22 protein-coding genes are annotated in these 24,778 nt (G+C 40.7%); 21 read left to right on the forward strand and 1 reads right to left on the reverse strand.

The window, feature by feature from the left end:
* The first annotated feature begins 95 nt into the window (after positions 1-95).
* The 3 genes from CI959_RS15770 to CI959_RS15780 all read left to right on the forward strand — a co-directional run bounded on the left by CI959_RS15770 (position 96) and on the right by CI959_RS15780 (position 4,278).
* Complete coding sequence (locus CI959_RS15770) at positions 96-593, forward strand: hypothetical protein (protein ID WP_009017861.1); 498 nt, start codon at positions 96-98, stop codon at positions 591-593.
* Positions 590-1,501, forward strand: a complete 912-nt coding sequence (locus tag CI959_RS15775; protein WP_009276767.1) for a ThuA domain-containing protein — start codon at positions 590-592, stop codon at positions 1,499-1,501. The genes CI959_RS15770 and CI959_RS15775 overlap by 4 nt, the downstream gene beginning before the upstream one ends.
* A 533-nt stretch (positions 1,502-2,034) precedes the next feature.
* A complete protein-coding gene (locus CI959_RS15780; protein ID WP_036630954.1) occupies positions 2,035-4,278 on the forward strand; it encodes an excinuclease ABC subunit UvrA in 2,244 nt (747 codons plus the stop codon).
* 75 nt (positions 4,279-4,353) lie between these two features.
* On the opposite strand, the gene CI959_RS15785 is transcribed toward CI959_RS15780, so the two are convergent.
* On the reverse strand, positions 4,354-7,176 hold the full coding sequence (locus tag CI959_RS15785; RefSeq protein ID WP_057316474.1) for a sugar-binding domain-containing protein: 2,823 nt from the start codon (positions 7,174-7,176) through the stop codon (positions 4,354-4,356).
* 84 nt (positions 7,177-7,260) lie between these two features.
* Between CI959_RS15785 and CI959_RS15790 the strand changes: the two genes are divergently transcribed.
* The 18 genes from CI959_RS15790 (at position 7,261) to CI959_RS15885 (ending at position 24,614) form a co-directional block, all read left to right on the forward strand.
* On the forward strand, positions 7,261-8,196 hold the full coding sequence (locus CI959_RS15790; protein ID WP_095231482.1) for a site-specific integrase: 936 nt from the start codon (positions 7,261-7,263) through the stop codon (positions 8,194-8,196).
* Positions 8,197-8,720: 524 nt separating this feature from the next.
* The gene (locus tag CI959_RS15800; RefSeq protein WP_057316472.1) at positions 8,721-9,833 is read left to right on the forward strand and encodes a transcription termination/antitermination protein NusG; all 1,113 of its coding nucleotides are present in this window, start codon (positions 8,721-8,723) and stop codon (positions 9,831-9,833) included.
* Positions 9,834-9,887: 54 nt separating this feature from the next.
* Positions 9,888-10,277, forward strand: a complete 390-nt coding sequence (locus CI959_RS15805; protein WP_009017866.1) for a hypothetical protein — start codon at positions 9,888-9,890, stop codon at positions 10,275-10,277.
* Positions 10,274-11,416, forward strand: a complete 1,143-nt coding sequence (locus tag CI959_RS15810) for an MraY family glycosyltransferase (protein WP_057316470.1) — start codon at positions 10,274-10,276, stop codon at positions 11,414-11,416. Before CI959_RS15805 ends, CI959_RS15810 begins: the two co-directional genes overlap by 4 nt.
* Positions 11,417-11,467: 51 nt before the next feature.
* Positions 11,468-12,229 carry a DNA-binding domain-containing protein gene (locus CI959_RS15815; RefSeq protein ID WP_009276771.1) on the forward strand — a complete coding sequence of 254 codons (762 nt, stop codon included), beginning with the start codon at positions 11,468-11,470 and terminating at the stop codon, positions 12,227-12,229.
* A gap of 328 nt (positions 12,230-12,557) precedes the next feature.
* Positions 12,558-13,079, forward strand: a complete 522-nt coding sequence (locus tag CI959_RS15825) for an acyltransferase family protein (RefSeq protein ID WP_009017867.1) — start codon at positions 12,558-12,560, stop codon at positions 13,077-13,079.
* An 87-nt stretch (positions 13,080-13,166) separates the two neighbouring features.
* Entirely contained in the window at positions 13,167-14,696 is a 1,530-nt protein-coding gene (locus CI959_RS15830) for a membrane protein (protein WP_008778277.1), read from the forward strand.
* A gap of 147 nt (positions 14,697-14,843) precedes the next feature.
* Complete coding sequence (locus tag CI959_RS15835) at positions 14,844-15,959, forward strand: glycosyltransferase (RefSeq protein WP_008778278.1); 1,116 nt, start codon at positions 14,844-14,846, stop codon at positions 15,957-15,959.
* Complete coding sequence (locus CI959_RS15840) at positions 15,956-17,017, forward strand: hypothetical protein (RefSeq protein ID WP_005856270.1); 1,062 nt, start codon at positions 15,956-15,958, stop codon at positions 17,015-17,017. Before CI959_RS15835 ends, CI959_RS15840 begins: the two co-directional genes overlap by 4 nt.
* A gap of 8 nt (positions 17,018-17,025) precedes the next feature.
* The gene (locus tag CI959_RS15845) at positions 17,026-17,928 is read left to right on the forward strand and encodes a hypothetical protein (protein ID WP_005856272.1); all 903 of its coding nucleotides are present in this window, start codon (positions 17,026-17,028) and stop codon (positions 17,926-17,928) included.
* On the forward strand, positions 17,925-19,100 hold the full coding sequence (locus tag CI959_RS15850; RefSeq protein WP_005856274.1) for a glycosyltransferase: 1,176 nt from the start codon (positions 17,925-17,927) through the stop codon (positions 19,098-19,100). Before CI959_RS15845 ends, CI959_RS15850 begins: the two co-directional genes overlap by 4 nt.
* A gap of 9 nt (positions 19,101-19,109) precedes the next feature.
* Positions 19,110-19,529, forward strand: coding sequence for an adenylyltransferase/cytidyltransferase family protein (locus CI959_RS15855; protein ID WP_005856277.1), 420 nt, complete (start codon positions 19,110-19,112; stop codon positions 19,527-19,529).
* 9 nt (positions 19,530-19,538) lie between these two features.
* Positions 19,539-20,369, forward strand: coding sequence for a phosphorylcholine transferase LicD (locus tag CI959_RS15860; RefSeq protein WP_005856279.1), 831 nt, complete (start codon positions 19,539-19,541; stop codon positions 20,367-20,369).
* Positions 20,370-20,417: 48 nt separating this feature from the next.
* Positions 20,418-21,233 (forward strand): glucose-1-phosphate cytidylyltransferase, encoded by an 816-nt coding sequence (gene rfbF / locus CI959_RS15865; RefSeq protein ID WP_005856281.1) that lies wholly within the window; start codon positions 20,418-20,420, stop codon positions 21,231-21,233.
* Positions 21,234-21,248: 15 nt separating this feature from the next.
* Positions 21,249-22,316: a CDP-glucose 4,6-dehydratase gene (rfbG, locus tag CI959_RS15870; protein ID WP_057316468.1), complete on the forward strand. Its 1,068-nt coding sequence runs from the start codon at positions 21,249-21,251 to the stop codon at positions 22,314-22,316.
* A gap of 7 nt (positions 22,317-22,323) precedes the next feature.
* Positions 22,324-23,232, forward strand: a complete 909-nt coding sequence (locus CI959_RS15875) for an NAD(P)-dependent oxidoreductase (RefSeq protein ID WP_008780448.1) — start codon at positions 22,324-22,326, stop codon at positions 23,230-23,232.
* 11 nt (positions 23,233-23,243) lie between these two features.
* Positions 23,244-23,813 (forward strand): dTDP-4-dehydrorhamnose 3,5-epimerase, encoded by a 570-nt coding sequence (gene rfbC / locus CI959_RS15880; RefSeq protein WP_036630770.1) that lies wholly within the window; start codon positions 23,244-23,246, stop codon positions 23,811-23,813.
* 3 nt (positions 23,814-23,816) lie between these two features.
* Complete coding sequence (locus CI959_RS15885; protein WP_005856290.1) at positions 23,817-24,614, forward strand: hypothetical protein; 798 nt, start codon at positions 23,817-23,819, stop codon at positions 24,612-24,614.
* Positions 24,615-24,778 lie beyond the last annotated feature (164 nt).

A 24,778-nucleotide genomic window follows, 5' to 3' on the forward strand; every position in this document is an offset into this window, starting at 1 on the left:
ATTTAGACTAAAGGTGAATTTAATACAAGACAAATATAATCAATAAGAGACATATCATTACATTTGTGCCTTATAAATATGAATAATAATTAAAAATGATAGACATGATAAGACGATTGATTTATTGGGTTCTCCTACTTTTCGTTTGTATGGGCGCCCATGCCCAATTCCGGGTGACAGCCCATCAAGAGGGTTGGGACCGGATTCCTCCGCAAGCGCAAAAAGACGGCTTTTGGTTTCAACAATCCGTTTTAGCGAATATGGATGATGATGCCGCTATGGAAGAGGTCATGCTTTTCGGGCGGGATAATGGGCATTACCCTACTTTCGACCTGTTTAAGTTTTATTACGTGATCGTGGATAATTATACGAAAGAGATCCAATATATATCGGATGAGATCTATGTGACGGATAAATATGCGCTTACGGTGGAGGATCGCAATAATGACGGGATCTCCGAGTTATATATCGATTATTTCAAGGATGGGAAGTTTACGGTTGATGAGCGAGGATATAATTTGCGGACCACCCGTTGCTACGACCGTATCGAATGGAGCCCCGAGAGTAAAAACATTAAACCCCAACAACCATGAGAAAGTATATCTATTTTATAGCGCTTATCTGTTGCGCCTTATCAGCCTCAACCTCTTACGCCCAGAAAAAGGTGATAAAAACGATGATGATCGCCGGGCAAGATGGCAGTCATTATTGGCGAGGTGCTTGCGAGGCCATGAAGCAGATCTTAGAGAACAGTGGAATGTTTAAGGTGGATTTCGTCTTTACCCCGGATTTCGGAGGAGATATAAATACCTTTAAGCCCGATTTCGCTAAATATAACTTGGTTGTTGTTAATTACGGAGGTGAAGTCTGGCCCGAGCCTGTCCAAAAAGCTTTCGAGAACTATGTAGCGGATGGTGGTGGGGTCGTGATTATCCATTCCTCCGTGGTACCTATGGCCGGTTGGAAAGCGTACAACGAGATAATCGGCATGGGAGCTTGGGAGGGTCGGAACGAGAAAGACGGCCCTTACCTGTATTGGAAAGAGGGCAAATATGTATACGATTATACACCCGGTCATGCGGGTTATCATGGCTTGCAGCATGAGACGATCCTAGAGCATCGTGCGCCGGAGCACCCTATTTTGAAAGGTCTGCCTATAAGATGGAAACATTTCAAGGACGAGATTTATACCCGCTTGCGTGGTCCGGTACGGAATGTGGAGATATTGGTTACCGCTTATGAGCGTGGACGCCATGAACCGTTGATGTGGACGGTGAAGTGGGGGAAGGGGCGTGTCTTTGTCGATCTGTTGGGGCATTGCGGCAATGACCCGAATATGATTTACTCGATGGAGTGTACGGGTTTTCAGGTAACCTTACTAAGAGGGGCTGAATGGGCAGCCACCGGGGAAGTGACGCAAGAGGCCCCTCGGGATTTCCCATTGGAAGATACCTGTACGCTCCGTCCGGAATTCAAGGCTCCTTTCCATGCGACGAATTAAATGCCTTAATAAGATGGTGTCTTTCGACAGAATAATCAAATTGACAAATTGTAAAGTTAAGTCCCGGAGAATCGATTTTTCCGGGACAAAGTACGGCTCGCTCCTAAATACGCAAGAAAAAATCAGTAATCGTCTGTTAAATAGATAGATGTCAAAAAACAGCCTTTCATTCTAGCGAAATTAGTTCATCGTAATTCATATCTTATGGGTTGTTTGGGCTATCTCATAGGGGTACGATGGGGAAATGATAGGGTTATGATGCCTATTCATGACAGTTCATAACCCTATTCATGACTGCTTTCGATGCCCAACGTGACTATTGGCGTTGCCTAACACGACTAGTTGCGTAGGCTTTCATGACCTATCGTGTATAAAAAGCGGCCTTTTTGAGTAAAAAGCGCCATATATAGCTATCCTCTTTCCTCTACTTGGTAACCTCTCTCAAAAGGTAGTGTTACAAGATACGCTTTATATCTATTAAAAAGACAGGATTAGATCGTATCTTTGTCATTCGTTCATTAAAGTCATTGGTTATGTCAAATCAAGAATATATCAAGATCGAGGGAGCTTATGAGAATAACTTGAAACATATCTCTCTGGATATTCCGAAGAAGCAAATCACTATATTCACCGGGGTCTCGGGTTCCGGAAAGTCTTCGTTGGTATTGGATACCATCGCCGCCAGTTCACGCCGGGAGTTGAATGAGACGTTCCCCAGTTTCGTGCAGCAATACCTGCCCAAATATGGCCGTCCGCATGTAGACCGGATCGGGAATCTGCCGGTCGCTATCGTGATAGACCAGCGGAAGCCCGCTCCCAACGCCCGTTCTACGGTGGGGACTTATACGGATATCTATTCGTTGCTCCGTCTGTTGTTCTCACGGGTGGGTAAACCCTTTGTCGGATATTCGGATACATTCTCCTTTAATCATCCGCAAGGCCGTTGTACCCGTTGTGACGGATTGGGGGAGATTCGTGAGCTGGACGTGCATAAGCTGGTTGATTTTGATAAATGCCTGAACGATGAGGACGTGATCCATTACGTCACCTTCCAGCCCGGCCAATGGCGATGGATACGTTATGCTTGCAGCGGCCTTTTCGATCTGGATAAGAAGATCCGGGATTATACGCCGGAGGAGTTGCGCTTATTCCTTTATTCCCCGCAAATCCGTTTGAAGAATCCTCCTGCCGACTGGCCGAAGACGGCGAGATATGAGGGCTTGGTAACCCGTATGTATCGCAGCATCATCAATTCCGAGGAAGGGAAGATCCATCAAAAGGTCTTGGAACCGATGGTTACGATGGGAATCTGCCCGGATTGCGGTGGGACCCGCTTGAACGATAAGGTACTTTCTTGCCGGATCAACGGGAGAAATATAGCCGAAGTAACTCATATGGCGATCCCCGAGATAATCGCTTGGCTTCGGGAGATTGATGACCCGTTGGCGAAAGACATGAAGCAGGCGATCGGAGGCCGGTTATCCGCCTTATTGGAGATCGGTTTGGGGTATTTGACGCTGGATCGCTCCATGGAAACCCTTTCCGGCGGGGAGGCGCAACGCTGTAAGATCGCTAAATATATCAACTCATCTCTTTCCGATATGCTTTATGTGTTGGATGAGCCGAGCGTGGGCTTGCATAGCCACGATATCCATTTATTGAAAGCCTCGGTCCGAAAGTTGCGGGATCATGGGAATACGGTCTTGCTGGTGGAACATCATAAGGAAATGATACAGATCGCCGATCATATCGTGGATATGGGGCCGGGTTCGGGTATGGAGGGCGGCCGTATCTTGTACGAGGGAGATTATGCGGGCTTACTCCGTAGCGATACCTTGACCGGCCGTATGCTAGGAGAAAATACCCCTCTGAAGGAAAGCCTCCGGATCCCGTCCGGTTGGTTTACGGTAAAGCATGCCCGTCTTCATAACTTGAAGGACGTGACGGTAGATCTTCCTATGGGAGTACTGGCGGTGATCGCCGGTGTAGCCGGTTCAGGGAAAAGCTCGTTGATGGAATGCTTCCGCCGGGATTTCCCCGAGGAGGTGATTTATATCAGCCAAAAGAATATCGGGATCAGCTTGCGTTCCACTCCGGCCACTTATCTGGGAGTTGCGGATGATATTCGTAAACTTTTCGCTAAGGAAAGTAAGGCTGGGCTTAGTATGTTCACGTTTAACGGAAAAGGCGGTTGCCCGGTTTGTGGGGGAAAAGGCGTGATCGTGTCTGATATGGCTTTTATGGATTCGATCGAGACCGTTTGTGAGGCTTGTGGAGGATTGCGTTATTCCCCGGAAGCCTTGCGGTATACAGTGGATGGTCTTACGATCGCCGAGGTGATGGACTTGACAGTCCGCAAGGCTTCCCTTCGTTTTGCGGGAACGGTGATAGCGGAGAAACTCCGTCCGCTTATGCTGGTTGGTCTGGGGTATTTGCATTTGAACCAAGCCTTATCCACATTATCGGGAGGTGAGTTGCAACGGGTGAAACTGGCGTCTTATCTAGGAACCCAAAGCAAGGTCTTTGTCTTGGATGAGCCGACGGATGGCTTGCACGTGAAAGATATCAGGCATATTATCTCCTTATTCGATTCTATGGTAGATCAAGGCAATAGTGTCTTTTTGATCGAACATAATCTGGATGTCTTGAAAGCGGCGGACTATGTGATCGAGATAGGCCCCGGAGGCGGACTAATGGGGGGTGAGATCTTGTTTAGTGGTACTCCCAAGGAGTTACTATCCTGCGAGCGTTCCGTTACGAAAGACTATCTTGTTTGATGATTATGAATATTATAGGGAAAGAGACGCAGCACGCTGCGTCTCTATGTGAATATACGTCAAAAGTGAGGTCGCTTACTCATCATACGAGATATTCCCTAATTCCTTAATCTTCGAATCTCCGACTTGATGCGTGAATAACTCAATCAATTGAGCGGGCGTTAATGTCATCTGAGGCGAGAACTCGGAGGAATCCATATAACTTAATAAGCTACGGTATAATTGGCGGGCTTCCGGGTATTCTTGTTGGGTTTCCAAGTCTGTCATACAGATTAATAACTTGCCCGGGCCGACATTGAATTCTTGGATCATCCCTAATTTATGATTACGCTCCACGTTATCGATCACCTGTACGATTGGCCTGTAATTATCCGGAAGCTGGTCCAGTATCAACGGATGGCTATTCTTTATCATCGTGAACCATTGCCAGTTTGTATGGAAATCCGTCGGGAAATGAGCGAAAACCGGATGAGAGGGATTCATTAATAATCCGAGGGTACCCGGAGAGACCGGTTTCTTTACCCATTCGCAGATGGACTTAAACATCCGGTAATTCCAGTAATCTGTCTGGAATAATCCTTCTACCGTCACGTTCTTGTAAGTCTTGGCATCCGGGAACCACAATACTTTCGCCCCGTTCGCCAATAAGTTCTCGGCCTGTTTATCCCATTTCTTAATAACATTGATATCCGTAGGGATTTGCACGTTATTATGTTCCGGATAAATCCATAACGGATAATGATTGTGATAATCCGTGCCCTCGATCGCCAGCCGTAAAGTATAGGTCTCAGCCTCTTGAATGGCAGGTAAAGCGATATTTAATGGGCCTACCTCGGCCAACGTACCTTGATTGATTTGCAGCGGTATGTTGTTTTGGGCGATTACTTGATCTTGACTATTCGTCAAGGTCCAAGTTAGATGTTTCCCTTTTAAAGTGGTAGGTGTATAGTTCGCTACCTTGATGGAGCCTTTGAGCGCCTCATTCCCAGAGTAACAGAATTTAGGTAGGAGAGCCAGTAATATGACATCATCGCAAGACTCTTTCCATTCCTTGGCGGTTATCAAGCCCTTATTATCCATAAAAGCGTCCAAGATACCGACTAACGCCGTGCCCTGTCCCGGATAATCCTGTAAATCCAATAATTGGAAGCCGGCCATTCCCGGAGTACGGAACGCCATTTCCATCTCGGCCCGGTAAAGTTGCGCCATCCATTTACCGGAAGCCTTGAAGAAATCATCCGCTTGTCCGGCCATACAGGACTCGCCCAGTCGTTTGCGGAATATCTCCAGATTCCAAGGTTTTAGTGCCCCGGTATATTTCTTGATTTCCTCATAATTCGGATAACATTGGAATTGCCCGGTCTCATGTCCGATGATAGGCAATGAACATTGTTCGATAGCGGATTCGAAATTCATGACCGAGTTTGGATAGGTATGGTTGATATAACCGCCATCCTCCGCATCTGCGAAAGAGAAGGAACCCCGGGTATGGTTGCTGAATACGTTAGCGCCGGGGACTCGACAGGTCGTGAAGTAATCGTCACCCGCCGCAGGGCCGTTGAAGCCTAGATAGTCATTCGATCCAGATGCGTATAAATGCCGTCCGTCCTCACTACGGAAACGGGCGATCATGTCTACCATCGCTTCTTGATCCCCGGAAAGCTCGTTGCCGATCGCCATCATGACGAAAGAGGCGTGATTCCCGTAAGCCTCCTGTATTTGTAATCCTTCTTTGGTGAGGAAATGGATCAAAGTGGTATCGCCCTTTTCCATCTTTCCCCAGAAAGGTAGTTCCGGTTGGAGGTAAAAACCTTCGATATCGGCCGCCTCGAAACAAGCTTTAGGAGGACACCATGAATGGAAACGGCAATGATTGATACCGTATTCCTTGGCGATGCGGAAATAGCGTCTCCATGCTGCGGTATCCATCGGTACATGGCCTGTAAGCGGAAATACGCAAGCATCGTGTTTTCCACGAAGGAAGGTGGTCAATCCGTTGATGTTGAATTGTGTTCCTTCTGCTTTGAAATCTCTTAATCCGAAAGTAGTACTTTGGCTATCTTGGATATTCTCTCCTTGGATGTTCGCGGTCAAGCGATACAGGGTAGGGGAGAACTCGCTCCATTCCAAGGCGTCATCACCCATCGGTATTTGGAATATGATCTCGTCTTGTTGAACTACGATATTCTTATTGAATTTGATATGGTGCTCTAAGCCTGTGTTGAAAGCCTCCATCTCTATTTGAACGGCGGCTACGATCATTTGCTCGAATGGATTTGAAAGCTTTATTTTTACGTCCACCGTTTTTTGATCCGCATGTGGATATACTTGTATCCGGCGGATATGGAATTGTGGACGGGCTTCCAATTTCAGGTCTCCGATAATACCGTTCCAGTTTGTCTGCGTGGATTCCGTATAAGCGTGTGAATTGTCCAATAATTGGGGCGGAACGCTCAAACCGTTATCGACTAGAATAGTCAAGTGATGCTTCCCAGCCCGGAGATATGCGGACAGATCGTATTCTTGAGGGGTGGAAATATGGTCGGATGAACCGACATATATGCTATCTACCCATATTTGGGTCGGTTTTGTTCGCTCCAAGATTAACCAAATGCTCTTGCCTTCCCAATTCTCTGGAATCGTGATCTCTTTCTGATACCAAGCCTTACCTTGATAGCGGAAGGGCCTAGACAAATGAGTTGTCTCCTCCTTATCATTGTTAGGGTATCCTTTTTGGTTGGTGTCCGTGGTACCCGGTAATTGAACTTGCTCGGTGACATCTGTTGAATCCAATCGTAATTCCCAGCAACCGACAAGCGATAATTCCTCTCTACTCTCTTTGGGAGTTTGGCATGCGAATAGCATGAGCATAAGTGGAATACTCCAAAATCTCTTCATGGTAATGTTTTTACTCTAAATATGGTTTACTTAATTAATAGTGTACAAAGGTAGTATTTTTGGCCTTTTTATTAAGGAGAAGATATGAAAAAAGAAGAAGATTTTGTTATGGGCCTGTCCATCTACATGGCTTGTCTGCGTGAGAAAAAACGGTATTCCACGGCGAAGAGTTATCAAGATGCCTTGAACTCGTTCAAGTGCTTTTGCGGTATGGAGGCGATTCCTTATACCTATATTAATAGGAACAGGCTTTTGTGCTATCAGTCATGGTTGTTGGACAAGGGCCGTTCGTTGAATACGGTGTCTACCTATATGCGTCGGATTCGTCACATTTATAACTTAGCCGTGGAGGCGAACGAGGCTCCCTTTGTACCCAACCTGTTCAAAGATGTCTTCACGGGCGTTGAAAGCAAGCGGAAGAAGGCGTTGCCGCGAGAGATGCTGGAGCGTATGTTTAACGCCCCGTTGGGGGATCCGTCCTTGCGGCGTGTACAGTTGACCGTTCGGTTGATGTTCGCGTTCAGCGGGATAGCGTTTGTGGATCTCACGCATTTGAAATGGGAGAATATCCGGGATGGGATATTGCAGTATCACCGACAAAAGAGCGGGTCTCTCATACAGCTGGAGATTCCCTCCGGGGCGTTGCGGCTGTTGGATGAGTTGTCCGCTTGTACGGCAAAGGAATCCTTTTATTTATTTCCTTTTTTGAGTGGAAGGAGAACCGGTGAGGCGGCCTACAAAGAATATAACAGGACCCTGTCCCGCTTTAACCGTGACTTGAAGTTGTTGGCGAGATCGACAGGCGTTACGCTTCCGGTCACCTCATATACGATCCGTCATTCATTCGCCTCGTTCTTGAAGGAACAAGATGTATCGATCGAGGTTATCAGTGAGTTGTTGGGGCATAAGTCTATTAAGACAACACAGATCTATTTGAAGAGCTTCTCGTTGGAACGTTTGTCGACAGTGAACCGGAATTGTTTTGAGAGCGTGTGTAAACCGATACCCAAAGTGGGGTAAGAGGCTTGCTACTTGGGAAGTAGCGTATTCTTTCACGGCGCAAAAGTAATAAAAAATAACAAATAACAAGCAATCATAAGGCTTAGTTTGTTCATTAGTTTGTGCTCCGACCTTGATTCTCCTTAAATCTTCGTTCTTATTCCTAGTGCATAGACATGGCAATAGAGACGAAATGATCTCGTATTTCCTACATCATCACGTCCCTCCTAAAAATCGAACATACATTCTTGTAGAGACGGGGCGTGCCCCGTCTCATCCCCTCAAAATGGTATTCTAAATTACTGTCAGACGGTGGGAGACGGAGCACGCTCCGTCTCTACAACTGGGTAATAACCATTTTCCAACCTTTTAATCTACTTCCCAAGTAGCTTAATATTTCAAGCGATGGTGATTTTCAGAAAAGCCATTTTTAAAGACATAAAGTGTTGTTTATCAGGAGTAAATATGGTGCTCTTGGTAGGGCTTTGAATTGTCGTGAGGCTTGAGTGGAGATCCTGCTATAATCTTAGGAAAAGATAATCATAATGATGAATGTTTTGAGAGACGGTTGCTCGGAGAGGGGTACGGCGCGGGTTGGCAAGCGTCATGACCTGAAGACTGTACGCTGGTACGTGCTCACGCTTCCTACTACGGGTGTGGCACGACGCGACAGGATCAGCCCCGCTAAAAGCTTGGATGCCGAGCTTTCCCGGCGCAAGCGTCGTGGGGAGACGTTGTTCGAGTATTTCGCCCCCTCCTATGTGGAGGTGAGGAAGGTGGACGGAAAGATGGTCAACACGAAACGGCCCCTGCTGTTCAACTACGTGTTTGTCCGGTCCTCGGTTGAGGAGATCTTCCAGATGAAGCGCACGCTTCCCCTATACAATTTCCTTCCCCGGGTCTCTTCCGGAGGCATGACTCATTTCCCTTATCTGTCGGATGACGAGATGGGGAATTTACGTTGGGTGGCGGAATCTTATTCCAACGAGCTTCCGGTGTACGTACCGGACAGCGACCGCTTGCTGAAGGGAGACCGTGTGCGTATCACGTCCGGTTATTTTACCGGTATGGAGGCGGAGGTGGTGATCCAGCCGGGTGGCGGTCATAAAGATGTGATGGCTCGTATCCTCGATTGCATGTGGGTCCCCTTGTTGGAGGTGAAGCCGGGCGAGTATGAGCTGATCGAGCTGAACACAAAGGGTAAGCACGTCTATACCCATCTGGATAACGACCGTCTGCGGGAGGGTTTGCACGATGCCTTGGGACGTTACCATGCCTCCGGCAGCGTATCAGAGGAGGATACCCGCTTGGCCCGTGAGGTGTTGAGATCCTACGGTTCGCTCCGTGCGGAGACGGACGTGATGCGTTGCAAGATCTACTCATTGCTTCTTTCTGCCTACAAGTTGTTGGGCGATGAGGAGGAGTTCACACGTTTGCATGACACGATGCGTGGTATGCTTCCGGTGTTGAAAGCTCCGCAATCCCGTGCTTTGTTGCTTGTGACGCTCTACGGTTGCACGGACAGCGCCCTTTACCGGCAGATGGCGCATGAGGTGGTGGATCCTTGGCGAGGTGAGTCCTCGCCCAAGAAAAGCAAGTTATCCTTGATCCGCCGGTTGGACGATTACGACGGGTGGCTCAACCATGAAATAAGTTAACAGTAGACAAGTGACAGTTGACAGTTTAAATCATAAATCATAAATCAAAAAGAAATGTCTTCCCTTCCTTCCGGCGTTCGTTTGGTGCGGTTGCTGAACGAGCATTTAAATGATATCATGAACCGCGAGCGTGCGAACCAAAACTCGATTCACCTGTATTGCACGGGTCCTTACTGGGTGGCATTTGAGCGCTCGGCCTATCAGTTGCGCCATGTGTTCCCGGACAGCGAGATTACGCCAATGCGTTTGCTCGGCTACCCTTTTCCTGTGGTGATGGTGTCCGTTACGGATCGTTCGCTCCGCTCGTATGCCCGCAAGCACATCTTGCGAAGAGACGACATAGATTACAAATTATTAACAGCATCCCAACTCTCCCATGAGGACTACCAAGCGTGGCATGCCGGCGAGGTGAAGGGGTTGCCTTCATTAAGTGAGATCGTATGAGTGAGGTGCAAATTCTATTATTGTTATTACTGTCCGGATATCTGATCTCCGTGTCTTTGGGCATGGTGATCATCCCGAGGATCTTGGTGATCTCCCACAAGAAAAGACTGTATGATGTCCCGGATTCTCGAAAGGTACACACGACCCCAGTTCCCCGCTTGGGTGGCCTGTCGTTTTTTCCCGTGGTCTTGATGTCGTTTGCCTTGGTGATAGGCTTTCGCCTTTATCTGTGGCCCTCGGATCTGTCTAGCTTCTCGATCGAGATGCTCCATGAGTATCTTTTCTTGTTCGTGGGCATGACACTTCTTTATCTGGTGGGTGTCTGCGATGACTTGGTCGGGGTGGGTTACCGCTACAAGTTCATCGTACAAGTCGTGTCGGCCCTCCTGCTGGTGTTGTCCGGCAATTGGCTCGATACGCTGGGAGGCCTATTCGGGATCTATTCGGTCCCGGCCTTGCTGGGTGTGCCAGTCACGGTTTTCGCCGTGGTTTATGTGACAAACGCTATCAACCTGATTGACGGGATCGATGGTCTGGCCTCCGGTTTGTGCTGTATCGCTTTATCGGTCTTGAGCGTGTTCTTTTTCATTCAAGATCAATGTGTTTATGCCTTGCTCGCTATCTGTACGCTGGGAATCCTCATGCCTTTCTGGTGCTACAATGTCTTTGGCAATGCCAACTGCGGGCATAAGCTCTTCATGGGCGATGCTGGGAGTTTGACGTTGGGCTACGTGATCAGTTTCCTGATCATTCATTTATGTGTATCGAATAGTACCTCTACGGAGCGTTCGAATCCTTATTTGGTGATTGCCTTTTCCACGGTCTTGGTACCGTTGCTGGACGTGGTACGTGTGGTGCTGCGCCGCCTTCGTGAGCACAAGAACCCGTTCTTGCCGGACAAGAACCATTTCCATCATAAGTTGTTGCGCACGGGTATGCGGGTGCGGATGGTGATGGTGACGATCATTTGCGTGTCCGTTTTCTTTATCGCATTGAATATTGTATTGGATAATCATTTGAATGTCAATTGTATATTATTTTTAAACCTGTCTCTATGGACGGTTCTTCACTTGGTGATCGATTGGCTGATCGCCCGGAATCGGCAGAAGAGGGAATCGGCATTCGACAAGAGGTTCTAGACAAGGAAAGCCGGGAAGGGCAATTCCGTCCTTCCTATAAATCAAAATACCATGAAGAAAGTATTGAAAGGCTGGCTCATCGATAATGCGGTGACCACCGACAACAAGACGGACAAGATCTTGTTACTGGCCTCGGCCGGAAGTTTAACTTTGGATGATGTGTTGGAGGAGATGTACAAGCAAGACACCGGTCTACGCCCGGAGACGATGCGTCACTCTGTGACCCTCTACCATCGGATAGTAATGGACTTGATCTTAAACGGCTATAGCGTGAACACGGGTCTGTTCCGTGCCGTCCCCCAGTTGAAAGGCGTGGTTGAGGGCGGCGTTTGGAACAAGGAGAATAATTCCATCTACGTCTCTTTCACGCAAGACAAGGCTCTGCGCGAGGCGATCGCCAAGACCGTGGTGGAGATCCTCGGCGAGAAGTCTAACATCATGTACATCCTGGAGACCGAGGATCGTAAGACGGGCTTGAAAGACGGCAGCGCCACTGCGGGTCACAACTTCTTCGTCCGAGGGGCGATGTTGAAAGTGGTTGGCGACCACGAGTCGGTAGGTGTTACGCTGACCGACTCCAAAGGTGCCACCACGAAACTGACGGACGACCAGATCACCATCAACAACCCTTCTTCGCTCACGTTGCTCCTGCCGGCTGATTTGGCGGAAGGTGAGTACACGCTGACTGTGACGACGCAGTATGGTAGTGCGGGTCACATACTGAAAACGCCTCGTAGCGTAAGTACGCAAATTTGGGTGGGCGGAAAGCCTGCTGATGGCGGTGGCGATAGCGAGAGCCCGGATGAGATCTGACATATTTGGTAAATCGCTATTACCAGTACAGATAAATCACTATTACCTGTACTGGTAAACCACCTTTACATGATAAGGTAACAGGGATTTCTCGGTTGAGTATGCTTTGGAAATAGCTTGTACATTGGTGAGACCACGGTGTGATCTGATAATGGGTGTAGGAATTATGTGAATAAAGTTCCTAATAACATTACATTGGACACAGATAATGTTAAAATCAAAATTGATTGTTAATATGACTAGGTTTAGGGTACTGCAAAGAGCCTCCCCTAGAGTGTACGCCTTGTATTGAGTTTGCATAATATTTAAATGATTTATTAATAGAGAGATGAGAGAACGTATTGTTGCCTTCGACTATTTAAGGGCTCTTGCTATTACCGGTATATTGCTATGCCATTTTTGTCATAATTATAATTCAATTTCATTTTTAGGACATTATTTCGGAGGTGTCTTTGTAACATTGTTTATCGCAATGTCTGGTATGCTATTTGGTATTGTATGGAATAATAATAGCCGGATGGAATATGATATGTCTTTTCTGAAACAAAGATTTTTTAAACTTTCAGTTACATATTATCCATTTCTGATTTTAATGTTTGCATTCCTTTATTTTGTGGATGATTATCATTTCAATGTAAAAAATCTGTTCCTAATAAATATGTTTCATTTTTGTTTTTTTATTAGTTTTGAGATATATTTGATGTTTGAGGTTGTTAGTGAAGGACGTTATTCCTTAATGCGTATTATAGATAATCCTTTTTTTGCTTTTGTAGTGTATGTGATTTCTAGTGTATTATTGGGTTGTATATTGCATTTTGTTGTAAAATACATAAAAAAATATGTGCTTTAATTGCTCTTAAGTCATGAAATATTATTCTCTGCATTGTCTGGTGTGTCTTAATAAAGTGTGTGCTTTGGATTGTTCGATTACGATTTTATGTCTGCAAATTCCGAAAACAATAAGCGAATAGCTAAGAACACGTTGTTCCTCTACATGCGCATGCTTCTGATTATGGGGGTGACGCTGTACACCAGTCGGGTCGTGTTGAGGGTTTTGGGTGTAGAGGATTTCGGCATTTATAATGTGGTGGGAGGGGTAGTTTCCATCATGAGCTTTTTTATTTCTAGTTTATCTAATGTTACCCAACGATATATGAATATAGGTTTGGGAAAACAAGACTTAATGGAGACAGGATGTGCTTTTAGACAGAGCCTAACCCTCATGTGGCTGTTATCCGTATTATTATTGCTGTTTGGTGAAACATTGGGACTTTGGTTTGTATACAATAAGTTAGTGATACCTCCAGAGAGGTTAGGTGCTGCCGTTTGGGTATATCATTTTTCATTGATCTCCATACTTTCCGCTATTAATCAAGTCCCATTAATGGGGGCTATAGTTGCGCATGAGCGAATGAATATATATGCCTATCTTGGTCTTTTTGAGGCTTGTGCTCGATTATTCATAGTCTATTTGCTTGAAGCTTTTGGAACAATCGATTCGTTGATATTGTATGGTTTGCTTATGGCTATAGTTTCTGTCTTCGTCTGGCTAATTTATGCGATATATAGTGTAAGGTCATTTACCGAATGTAAATTTAGGTTTTATTGGAATTATAGTTTGGTCGCAGAGATGTCAAAGTTTATAGGTCAAAATTTATTTGGCTGTTTCGCTTGGTCTGCAGGTGTACAAGGAACAAATATCCTTTTAAATATATTCTTTGGTCCCGCTGTAAATGCGGCACGAGCGGTTTCTGTGCAAGTAAGCGCAGTTGTTACACGTTTTACTGAGAATATGATGACAGCGGTTAAACCTCAAATAATTAAATCATATGCTTCCGGTGATTGTGAATACATGGTGACACTAATTGAGAAAAGCTCTAAATATGCTTATTTCTTAGCGGCCTTGATAGCTATACCTGTAATGGTTGAGATAGAGTTTATACTGGAGGTTTGGTTAGGTGAGGTTCCAAGCCATACTATATCATTCACTCGTCTTGTTCTGTGTGAATCCTTGATAGGAGTATTTATACCACCTCTATGGATGGCGGCAAATGCAACTGGACATATAAAAAACAGTCAAGTATATGGTAGAATGTTCACGTTGGCGATATTACCTATAAGCTATCTTTTGTTAAGATTGAATGCTAATCCGCTTGTCCCATTTATTGTTGCGGTTTTAGCAAATGTAGGATATTGGTTTTATAGTTTGTGTGATATTCATAGGCAAATACAGTTGAATATGAGAAAATACTTTCGAGATGTTGTTAGGCCTATATTAATTTTTACATTCTCATTGGTGTTAGTCGGTTCTATATTGATGTTAATCGAACCTAATGATTCAGTTTTTCGTTTCTTGATAGTTTTTTCGCTTTCCGTATTTATTGGCTTTAGTGTTATTTATAGTTTGTTGCAATCAAGTGAGCGTATGATATTGCATGCGGCTCTAAAACGATTTGTTGTTAAATAGTTGTTTTTGTTATTAATAGAGTAAAAATAGTATATAAGCAATGTAGGGTTATTGAATCATGTTAAGTAACTAGAATATATTTGATGTAATTTGAATTTAAATTATTTATATATGACTTGTGGCAATAAAAAAAGAATTCTGTTCGTGATGCAAAGCCTTTATGATGGTGGAGCGGAAAAATTATTGGTGGATATGCTTAATAATTTTGATTATAGTAAATATGATATAGATCTTTTGTTAGAACATGATTTTGGAAATTATGCAAATCTAGTGCCTTTAGAAGTGAGAAAAATAATATTATTCTATAATATTAATAGACCCTTATTAGAAAGAATGATAGGAAAAATAATGTCCTATTTTGGTTTATATTATTTTTATATATTATTTTTTAGAAGACAGATAATAATTGATAAGATGAAAGGTGAAAAGTATGATACGATAATATCTTTTTTAGAAGGACGGAGTTTGGTGTATCATAGCTTTATATTGAAGCAAGGAATTAGGCATTTATCTTGGGTGCACGTAGATCTGTTTAATTTCCATTGGACAAAAAGGTATTTCAAAAGTAATAAGCATGAGAAGAAATGTTATGAATTAATGGATGATGTGATCTTTGTGTCTAATGATGCGAAAAATAAATTTCAACAACTTTTTAATGTGACTACATCCACAAAAGTAATATATAATTTGATAGATTGTAAGACAATTGTCTTGCGGGCAAATGAGTTTAAAGTTGAGAAAAGGAAATTTACGGTTTGTCTAGTAGGAAGATTGGTTAGACAAAAACAATTTGATAGTATTATAAGAGTTGCTAGAATTTTTGTAGATAATGGATATGATATAGATTTTTGGATTGTTGGTGCAGGTTGTTTGGAGTCAGATCTTAGTAAAATGATCCATGATTTACATTTGGATGATAATGTACACCTTTTAGGTTATAAGCCTAATCCTTATGTCTATATAAAGTGTGCGGATTTATTTGTGAGTTGTTCTTTGGCAGAGGGATTTTCTTTAGTTGTGGCGGAAGCATTATGTCTGGGAAAAGCAATTGTGTCTACAAAAACAGTTGGTCCAGTAGAGCTTTTAGGGTCAAATTCCGAGTATGGGGTTTTGGCAGACAATGATGATGAATCTCTGTATAATGCAATTAAATTATTTGTCAATGATTATAATAAGGTCTTTGTCTATCAAGATAAAGCAGCAAAACGTTCTTTGATGTTTGATGTTGAAAAAACAATGAATGAAATATATAGTATTTTATGACTGGCTCATTTGTTATTAAGAAGAATAGAATTTTAGAGATATTGTTCTTTATTATAATATTTCTTGTTAATCTTAAAATGACACTAAATATATCAGACTTTGCTACAGCTAATTTATCTATACTTATTATTGGTATTTCTTTTATTTCGTTGCTTTTTACAAAGATAGATGATAATATTTATTGGATAGTTCTATTTTTTATACTTTCATTGTTTCGTGTGGAAGCATCTAAAATGTTGTTTGTGTCATTGCTGGTATCAATATCTAGGAATCTTTATATTGATAAAATGGCTAAATATTCTTTTTGTCTAACTGTATTATTCTTAATTATAAATTACGGTTTATTGATTTTAGGAGTGTTGCATGAAGAATATTCTGATTTTTTCTATAAGTCTGGAGGCGTTGTTAGTGATATGGGATATGGAAATCCTAACCTGTTTTCATTGTATTTGTTTTTCTTGGTTATTTTTCTTGTGGTTTTAAAGAAAGAAATTAATACATTTCTTGTCGCTTTTATAGTCTTTGTTATATATGAATCATTTTATTCTCGTACGGTTCTGTTCTCTGGCTGTATTCTGCTTGTTTTATCTTTTGTTCAAAAAACAAATTTAAAAAAATGTTTCTTTAATAAATATATATTGTTGTCTTATCCATTTGTGATACTATTCTTTTTTATTGTTGTTTTGTTTAATGAATCAGAGTATTCTTTTATTCATGAAATTAGTTCTGGTAGATTAAGGTATTCTTTGCTCGTATTTGGCGAATTAACTCCGAATAATTTGTTGATTGGTGCAACTAATATTGATGAGTCTATTATAATAGATGTTGCGTATATATCATTGCTGCTGTCTTCTGGAATTTTTTCTTTAGCATATTTGTATAATCTATATTGTAAGGCTGTTTCTAAGTTTGATTATAATTTGATTCTCATTCCTGTAATGCTTCAATATTTATTTTTGAGTTTGTCCGAAAGTGCTATTATTAATACATATCTTTGGGGAGGTCTGTTTTTTTGGATAGTAATGTCGGGTAAGTATTCTTGTGGTAAAACCAATTAATTATTTATATGTTTTTTGATTTAAAGAAAAAAATATCTTATAAAGAATGGAATGTGGGATTTTTTAATGCTATTCCAGAAGATTTAGTCAGTGATAATATTGATTTGTCTAATATCACTTGGTTAAGGAGAGACTCTAAATTTCATTGTTATGCAGATCCATTCATTTTAAATGTATCTGACTGCACTATTGATTTGCTTGTAGAAGATATCTTGTTAGGTAGTAAAAATGTAGCAACAATATGTCATTTGTCTGTCGATAAATGTACAGGTGAAATAATTGAAAAATATACGTTGATAGATGATAATATACATAACTCTTATCCCTTGATTATTAGAGGTGATACTCTTGATGAGGTTTATATTGTTCCTGAAAATTCGTATTCTACAGAACTTAATGTTTATAAGTATAATACTTTGTTACATTCTTGTGAACATTTCAGTACTATGCTTCCTGTTGCAGTTGCGGATGCTACAATCTTGCCTTATAATGGAGCCTTTTATCTTTTTGCAACTTCAAGAAATGCATATAATAAGGATTTGTATATGTGGACTTCAAATAATAGATTATATGGATACGATTTGTCTCCAATATTAATAAAATCTAATTTGTTTGGGAGCAGAATGGCTGGTGATTTCATGTACGTAAATAATACTGTATACAGACCAGCTCAGGATTGTTTACAAGGGTATGGTAAAGGTATTATTCTGTATAAAGTTGAGGATATTTCAGATAAGTCCTATAATGAAACAAAAGTAATATCCCTTTATCCTGATTCATCGTCATATTACTCGGATGGTTTGCACACGATAAATTTTTATAAAAGCATATGTGTTATAGATGGTTATAAGAATCACTATATTCCTTTTCAGAAAATATATCGTAAATTATTTGATAAGTATAGATCATGAATATCTTGTTTATTAGTTTATTAGATCCTTCTGAATCAGGTAGTGGCAATCAAAAAGTCACTTTGTTGTCTGCCAAATATTTGTCTAGTGTTGGAATTCATTGTTTTATAGCTTATTTTAAAGATTCTGAATATAGTTCCTCTCAATTAGTCTTTGATGCGAAATTTAAAATTGATTATAATGATTTAGATGGTTTCCGTTCTTTTCTTATTGATAATGAGATTTCTATTATTCATAATCAGGCATCAAGAGCTGTTAATATGAAATTCCTTGGTCAAGCTGTTGCGGGATTAAAAGTGAAAATTATATCAGTTTTGCATAATCTTCCAGGAACAGAGAATATTAGATATAATAAGCAATCTCTTTTGTTTCAAGTTCTTAATAGGCGGATTTCTTTTAAGTGGCTTATTTATCTTTTATTGTTATTCTTCTACCCTATTACTCGTTTTCTAGTTAAATATACTACCAAAAGGAAGTATAAATCTATCTATAAATACTCAGATGCTTTAGTTCTCCTATCTGATGCTTATATACCCATTTATAGATCTATTGCTAATTTGAAGGATTCTTCTAAGATGGTCTCAATTCCCAATTTTCTCTCATTTGATTATGTTGAGCGTAACTATTCTAAAACAAATGAATTGCTAATTGTGGCTCGATTTGATGAAATATCTAAGCGTATATTACTAGCATTAAAAATTTGGAAACATTTTTTATCTACTTATGACGTGAGAGATTGGTGTTTAACTATAGTTGGTTATGGAGAGTGGGAATCTGTTTATAAAGACTTTATAAATAAAAATGATATTGTAAATGTGAAATTGGTTGGGCGTGATGATTCAAAGAAATATTTTGAACGTTCGTCAATACTAATGTTTACCTCTTTATTAGAAGGTGCTCCACTAAGTCTGCTTGAAGCTATGCAGATGAAAGTAGTCCCTATTGCTTTTGATGATTGTATGGCTATTCGAGGTTTCTTAATTAATGATGTTAATTCAAAAGTTATTAAGTCTTTGGACATATCTGAATATTCTCGCTCGATTTATGACTTAATTACTAATGAAAAATTGCGTTGTAAACTTTCAGAGAATGCTTTTAATTGTCTCCATTATTTTACTGTAAAAAATGTTATGCTAAGGTGGGTGGATTTGTATAATAGTTTGTTGAAATAATATATAATTATGTGTCACGAAAATTTTATTATTGGATACACTTCTGGAGTGTTTGATATGTTTCATATTGGTCATTTAAACATACTAAAACGAGCTAAGGAATTGTGTGATTTTTTAATTGTTGGTGTTAGTACCGATGAATTGGTAAGAGAGTATAAGCATAAAAGTCCTATAATCTCTTATGATAATCGTAAGGCAATTGTTGAGGCTTGCAAATATGTAGATAAAGTAGTTCCTCAAGTTAATCGAGATAAAATGTCTGCTTATCATCGTTTGCATTTCGATGTGATGTTTGTTGGTGATGACTGGAAAGGTAATTCTTTGTTTCAGGAAGTAGAAGCTGAGTTGAATAAGAATGGAGCTAAAGTTGTTTATTTTCCTTATACTAAAGGTATTTCTTCTACTATATTGCGTGATAAACTAGTTTAAATTACTACTATGAATGTTGATATTAAAGATTTTCAATATAAAATATTAGAAATAGCGTTTTATTTTGATGAGTTTTGTAAGAAATATGATATAGAATATTATTTAATGGGTGGAAGTGCTTTAGGTGCTGTTAGGCATCATGGCTTTATTCCATGGGATGATGATTTTGACGTTTTTATGACTTTTAATAATTATCATAAGTTCCTTCATTATGCTTCTATACATCTTGATACAGAAAAATTTCATCTTCAAAGAGAAAATTCTACTGAGTGGCCTTTGTTTTTTTCTAAGTTAAGAATGAATGGAACAACTTGTATTGAAAAAGGATATAATAAAATGCATCAAGGTATTTATATTGATATAATGTGTTTGTATAATGTATCACCTAATAAGTTTGTTCGTTATATTCAATATTTATCCGCTCAAATTTTAAAAGCTACATCTCTTTATTTGGTAGATTACGATTCTGATAGCTTTTTCAAGAAAGTATTTATTAATTCTTGTCATTTTGTTGTAGGTACTACAGCAAAAAACTTTTTATTCAAAATATTGAATCACTTTTCAACTAAAAATACGTTACTTGTTGGCCATTTTTTTGGAAAGGCTCCGTTTCCCAAAACGAGTTTTCCTCGTAAATGGTTAGGAATTCAGCGCTATGTGAATTTTGAGAATCTCCTTTTACCTATTCCTTTTGAAGCGGAAAAATATCTTTCTCTTAGGTATGGTAGCGATTTTATGAAAATCCCTAATTCTGATATTTTTACAGAATATCCTATTCATGCAGTTTTTGTTGATATACATAATGATTATACAATTTATAAAGACAAGTTTAATTCTTAATTATCTTAGCTTTAGCTGATTACTTAACTGAAAAATCTTTTCTTTATCATGAAAGTAGTACTTCTTGCAGGAGGTTTCGGTTCTCGTATATCTGAGGAATCTCAGTTCAAGCCGAAGCCAATGATTGAGATTGGTGGTATGCCAATCTTGTGGCACATTATGAAAGAGTATGCCTATTATGGTTATACCGAGTTTATCATTTGCGCCGGTTATAAACAGGAATATATTAAGGAGTGGTTCGCCAACTATTTCCTTCATAACTCTGATGTGACTTTCGACTATCGTGGTGGCAACAACGAAATGACCGTTCATCAAACTAATATGGAGCCTTGGAAAGTCACAGTCGTTGATACGGGCTACAACACTATGACTGGAGGTCGTATTAAGCGTATCCAGAGATATATAGAGAATGAGACTTTCTTGATGACATACGGCGATGGTGTTTGTGATGTAGAAATTGATAAATTGGTGGAGTTTCATAAGAGCCATGGCAAGCTTGCGACCCTTACGGCCGTCAAGATAGCACAAGATAAAGGAGTCTTAGATATTACTAAAGATCAAGCCGTAAGGGCTTTTCGGGAAAAGAACGCCTCTGATGGCGCTCCTATTAATGCCGGCTACATGGTGTTGGAACCCGAGGTTTTTGATATGCTGGAAGGGGGTGACTCTTGTGTCTTCGAAAAGACCGCACTAGTCAAGTTGGCGCAAGAGGGTCAGTTGATGTCTTACATCCATACTGGTTTTTGGCAGTGCATGGATAATATACGTGAGAAATCTATGCTTGAAAAACTGCTTGCCGAGGATAAAGCTCCTTGGAAGCGTTGGGAGCGCTCTGTTCCGGAAATACCAGATTACGCAAAATAATAAGCTATCATACAAATGGGAAATATATTGGATTTTTATAAAGGCAAGAGGATTTTCCTTACGGGCCATACCGGCTTTAAGGGCTCTTGGATGTGTAGGATACTCGCTAATGCCGGAGCGGTCGTTACCGGATATTCACTTGAAGCCCCAACAGAGCCTTCGTTGTTTCAAATTGCTAATATTGAAGATGACATACATTCCGTGATTGGCGATATACGAGATTATGCCTCTCTAAAGAAGGCTTTTGATGAGTCTCAACCAGAAATTGTGCTGCATCTTGCCGCTCAGCCCATTGTTAGAGATTCTTATAAAGATCCTGCCTATACCTACGAGACAAACGTGATGGGTACCGTGAATATTCTTGAGTGTGTTCGCAATAATTGTTGCGTGAAGTCTTTCTTGAATGTCACTACGGATAAAGTGTATTTGAATAGGGAGTGGAGTTGGGGCTATAGGGAGAATGAGGAATTGGATGGGTATGATCCTTATTCAAATTCCAAATCCTGTTCGGAGCTGGTGACTCATAGCTACAAGCGTTCTTTCTTTACAGATATTGATGGTCTGCCTATTATTCCTATTTCTACTGCTAGAGCGGGTAATGTGATAGGTGGTGGAGATTTCGCCAGTGATAGAATAATACCTGATTGTATCCGTGCGGCTGTAAAACATGAGGATATTGTTGTGCGTAATCCATACTCTACCCGTCCTTATCAACATGTTCTAGAACCTTTGTATGCTTACCTGCTGATAGCGATGAAGCAATATGAGGATATCGGTTTTGCGGATTATTATAATGTAGGTCCCGATGATGTGGATTGTTTTCAAACAGGCGCTCTTGTTGAGCTATTTGTGAACAAGTGGGGCGAAGGTATGAGGTGGGTGAACAAGTATGACGGTGGTCCTCACGAGGCTAATTTCTTGAAGCTTGATTGCTCTAAATTGAAAAAGACTTTTGGATGGAGCCCTCGATGGAATCTGGATGAGGCAATGGAAAAGATTGTTGAATGGAGTAAGGTTTGGCTAGCAGGTGGGGATGTTCGTGTTTGTATGGATAAACAGATAGATGAATTTTTTAACGTATAACGATAATATGAAGAACGTAATCGTCACAGGGGGCAATGGTTTTATAGGTAGTTCACTTATAAAGAAATTGATAGAAAAAGGTACTAGGGTTGTTGCTGTTGATATTACCTTTCATGGCAATCGTTTGCCTGATTCAAATCTTATTACGAGGATAGAATCAGGGGTGAATACATCTCTAGTCGAAAGACTGCCAGTAATTGAATATGACTCTTTCTATCATTTTGCGTGGAAAGGTGTAAATGGGGCTGATAAAGCAGATCCTACGGTTCAATTATCAAATATTCAGATGGCAGTAGATTGCGCTAATATTTGCAAGAGGCTAAATGTGAAAAAATTTCTTTGTGCGGGTACTGTAGCGGAGAATGTAGCATTTAGTTTGTCGCATCTGAAAAAAACGACTGGTGGAATGATGTATGGTGTGGCTAAGCATGCTTGCAGAATAATTTTGGAAGATTATTGCAAGAATATCGCTCAACAGTTTGTGTGGATGCAGTTCTCAAATATATACGGTGTAGGTAATAAAACGGGCAATTTGGTTAGTTATACGTTAGGTGAGTTGATGGCTGGTAAAGAAGCAGCATTTGGTCCAGCTTTACAACCATATGATTTTATTTATGTGGATGATCTTATAGAAGCTGTATATCGTCTAGGCTTTAAGGAAACGAATAAGCCGTTCTATTATATAGGCTCTGGCAATCCTAGAGTCTTGAAAGATTATCTTATTCGTATAGGAGAACTAGTTGGTTGCGCAGATAAGGTAGGGATAGGAGTCCGTGAAGATGATGGTGTAAAGTATACAATGGATATGTTTGACAATAGTAACTTGGTTAGTACTATTGGAGAATATGCGTCTATAGACTTTGATAAAGGCATTGATAAAACTATTAATTGGCTTAAAAACTCTTTGATGTTATAGCGGAATTAGTCATGATACAGAAATTTGAATTCAAGGAACTTGATATGAAGGGGGCATATGAGATAACTCCCTTCTATGCCACAGACGAACGTGGTGGCTTTATAAAGGATTACAATATTGATACATTTAAGCAAAATGGTATAGATCATGAACTTAAAGAGGTGTTCTATACCATTAGTAAAAAGGGTGTAATTCGTGCGATGCACTTCCAGCTTGTTAAACAGCAAGCCAAGCTTGTTCGTTGTATAAGTGGCCATGTGTATGACGTAATCATAGATCTTCGCCCTGATTCGCCAACATTTGGTAAATGGCAAGGTTTTGATCTGACCGGAGAGAATCAGAAGGCTCTATACATACCTCAGTATTTTGGCCATGGCTATTTGGTGCTGGAGGATTCTGTCGTTAGCTATAAATGTGGTGAGGTGTTTTATGGTGAAGGTGATGCCGGCATAATGTATAATGATCCGGATATGGCTATAGAGTGGCCTTTCGATAAGATTGGCGGTATTGAGAAATTGATCATTTCTGACAAGGATAAAAACTTGATGAGTTTGAAGGAATATATAGAAAAAGTACAATAGCTGATGGATAAGCGACTTTCTATTTATGTTAGTTCTCCTGATTCGTATTCTGATGTGCTTGCCGTATTTTTAAAAGGGTATCGGAGATATTGGAGTGATTGTCCCTATGAGTTTATTCTAACCACCAATACCAAATCGTATGAAGGTATTACTTGTATATGCAATAATAAGCAAAATGATACTTGGGTTGAGCGTACTATAGCGGCTTTGCCAGTTATAAAATCGAAGTATGTAATGTTGATGTGTGATGACATTATCTTGAGTGACAATGTTGACAATTCATTAATAGAGCGGTTACTTGACTATATGGATAGCCACGAGATAAGGTATTGTAATTTAGGCCCTACTCCTAAAGGATCTAAAATTAAATCTTTTCCTTTATTGCGTAGTGTCAATAAGCAAATCCCCTATGCTATCAATCTTCAATTTGGAATATTTCGAAAGGATCTTTTTGTTGAGCTGTTAGGCGATGGCTCTCTTAGTGCATGGGATATTGAAAACTCAATAAATGAACAAGCCGCTGTTGCTCCATCAGAGGATTATAAAGATGTGGTGGCAGTTTCAGAATATATCTTGCCATATATACATGGAGTATATAAAGGTAAATGGATTAGGCATGCTGTTGAAAATTTGAGTAGATTGAGCTTGTATATAGATTCTGGTAGAGGCATTGTTCCTCTCTCTCAACAGATAAAGATTGATATGACTAATTGGCTTCAGTGGAAAATATCACCTAAGCAACGGAGAGCGCTAAAAAATGTCTTAAGTAGAGTGGGTATGAAATTTGCAACGAAGAGATGAGCTGGTGTAATGTGGTTATGAAGAATGTTTATGTTTTTTAATTCTGTAAATCAGAGAGTTGTTTTTTTTATGAGGCAGATTAGGATCATGAGAATGAGAAAGATAGATTTGAGACGGTTCTTTACGTACAGACTCTGTAAAGAGTCAATCTTCAAGTGTTCCGG

Origin of the sequence: Parabacteroides sp. AT13, from assembly GCF_002272965.1 — a bacterium.
In the GTDB taxonomy this organism is placed as follows: Bacteria; Bacteroidota; Bacteroidia; order Bacteroidales; family Tannerellaceae; genus Parabacteroides; species Parabacteroides distasonis.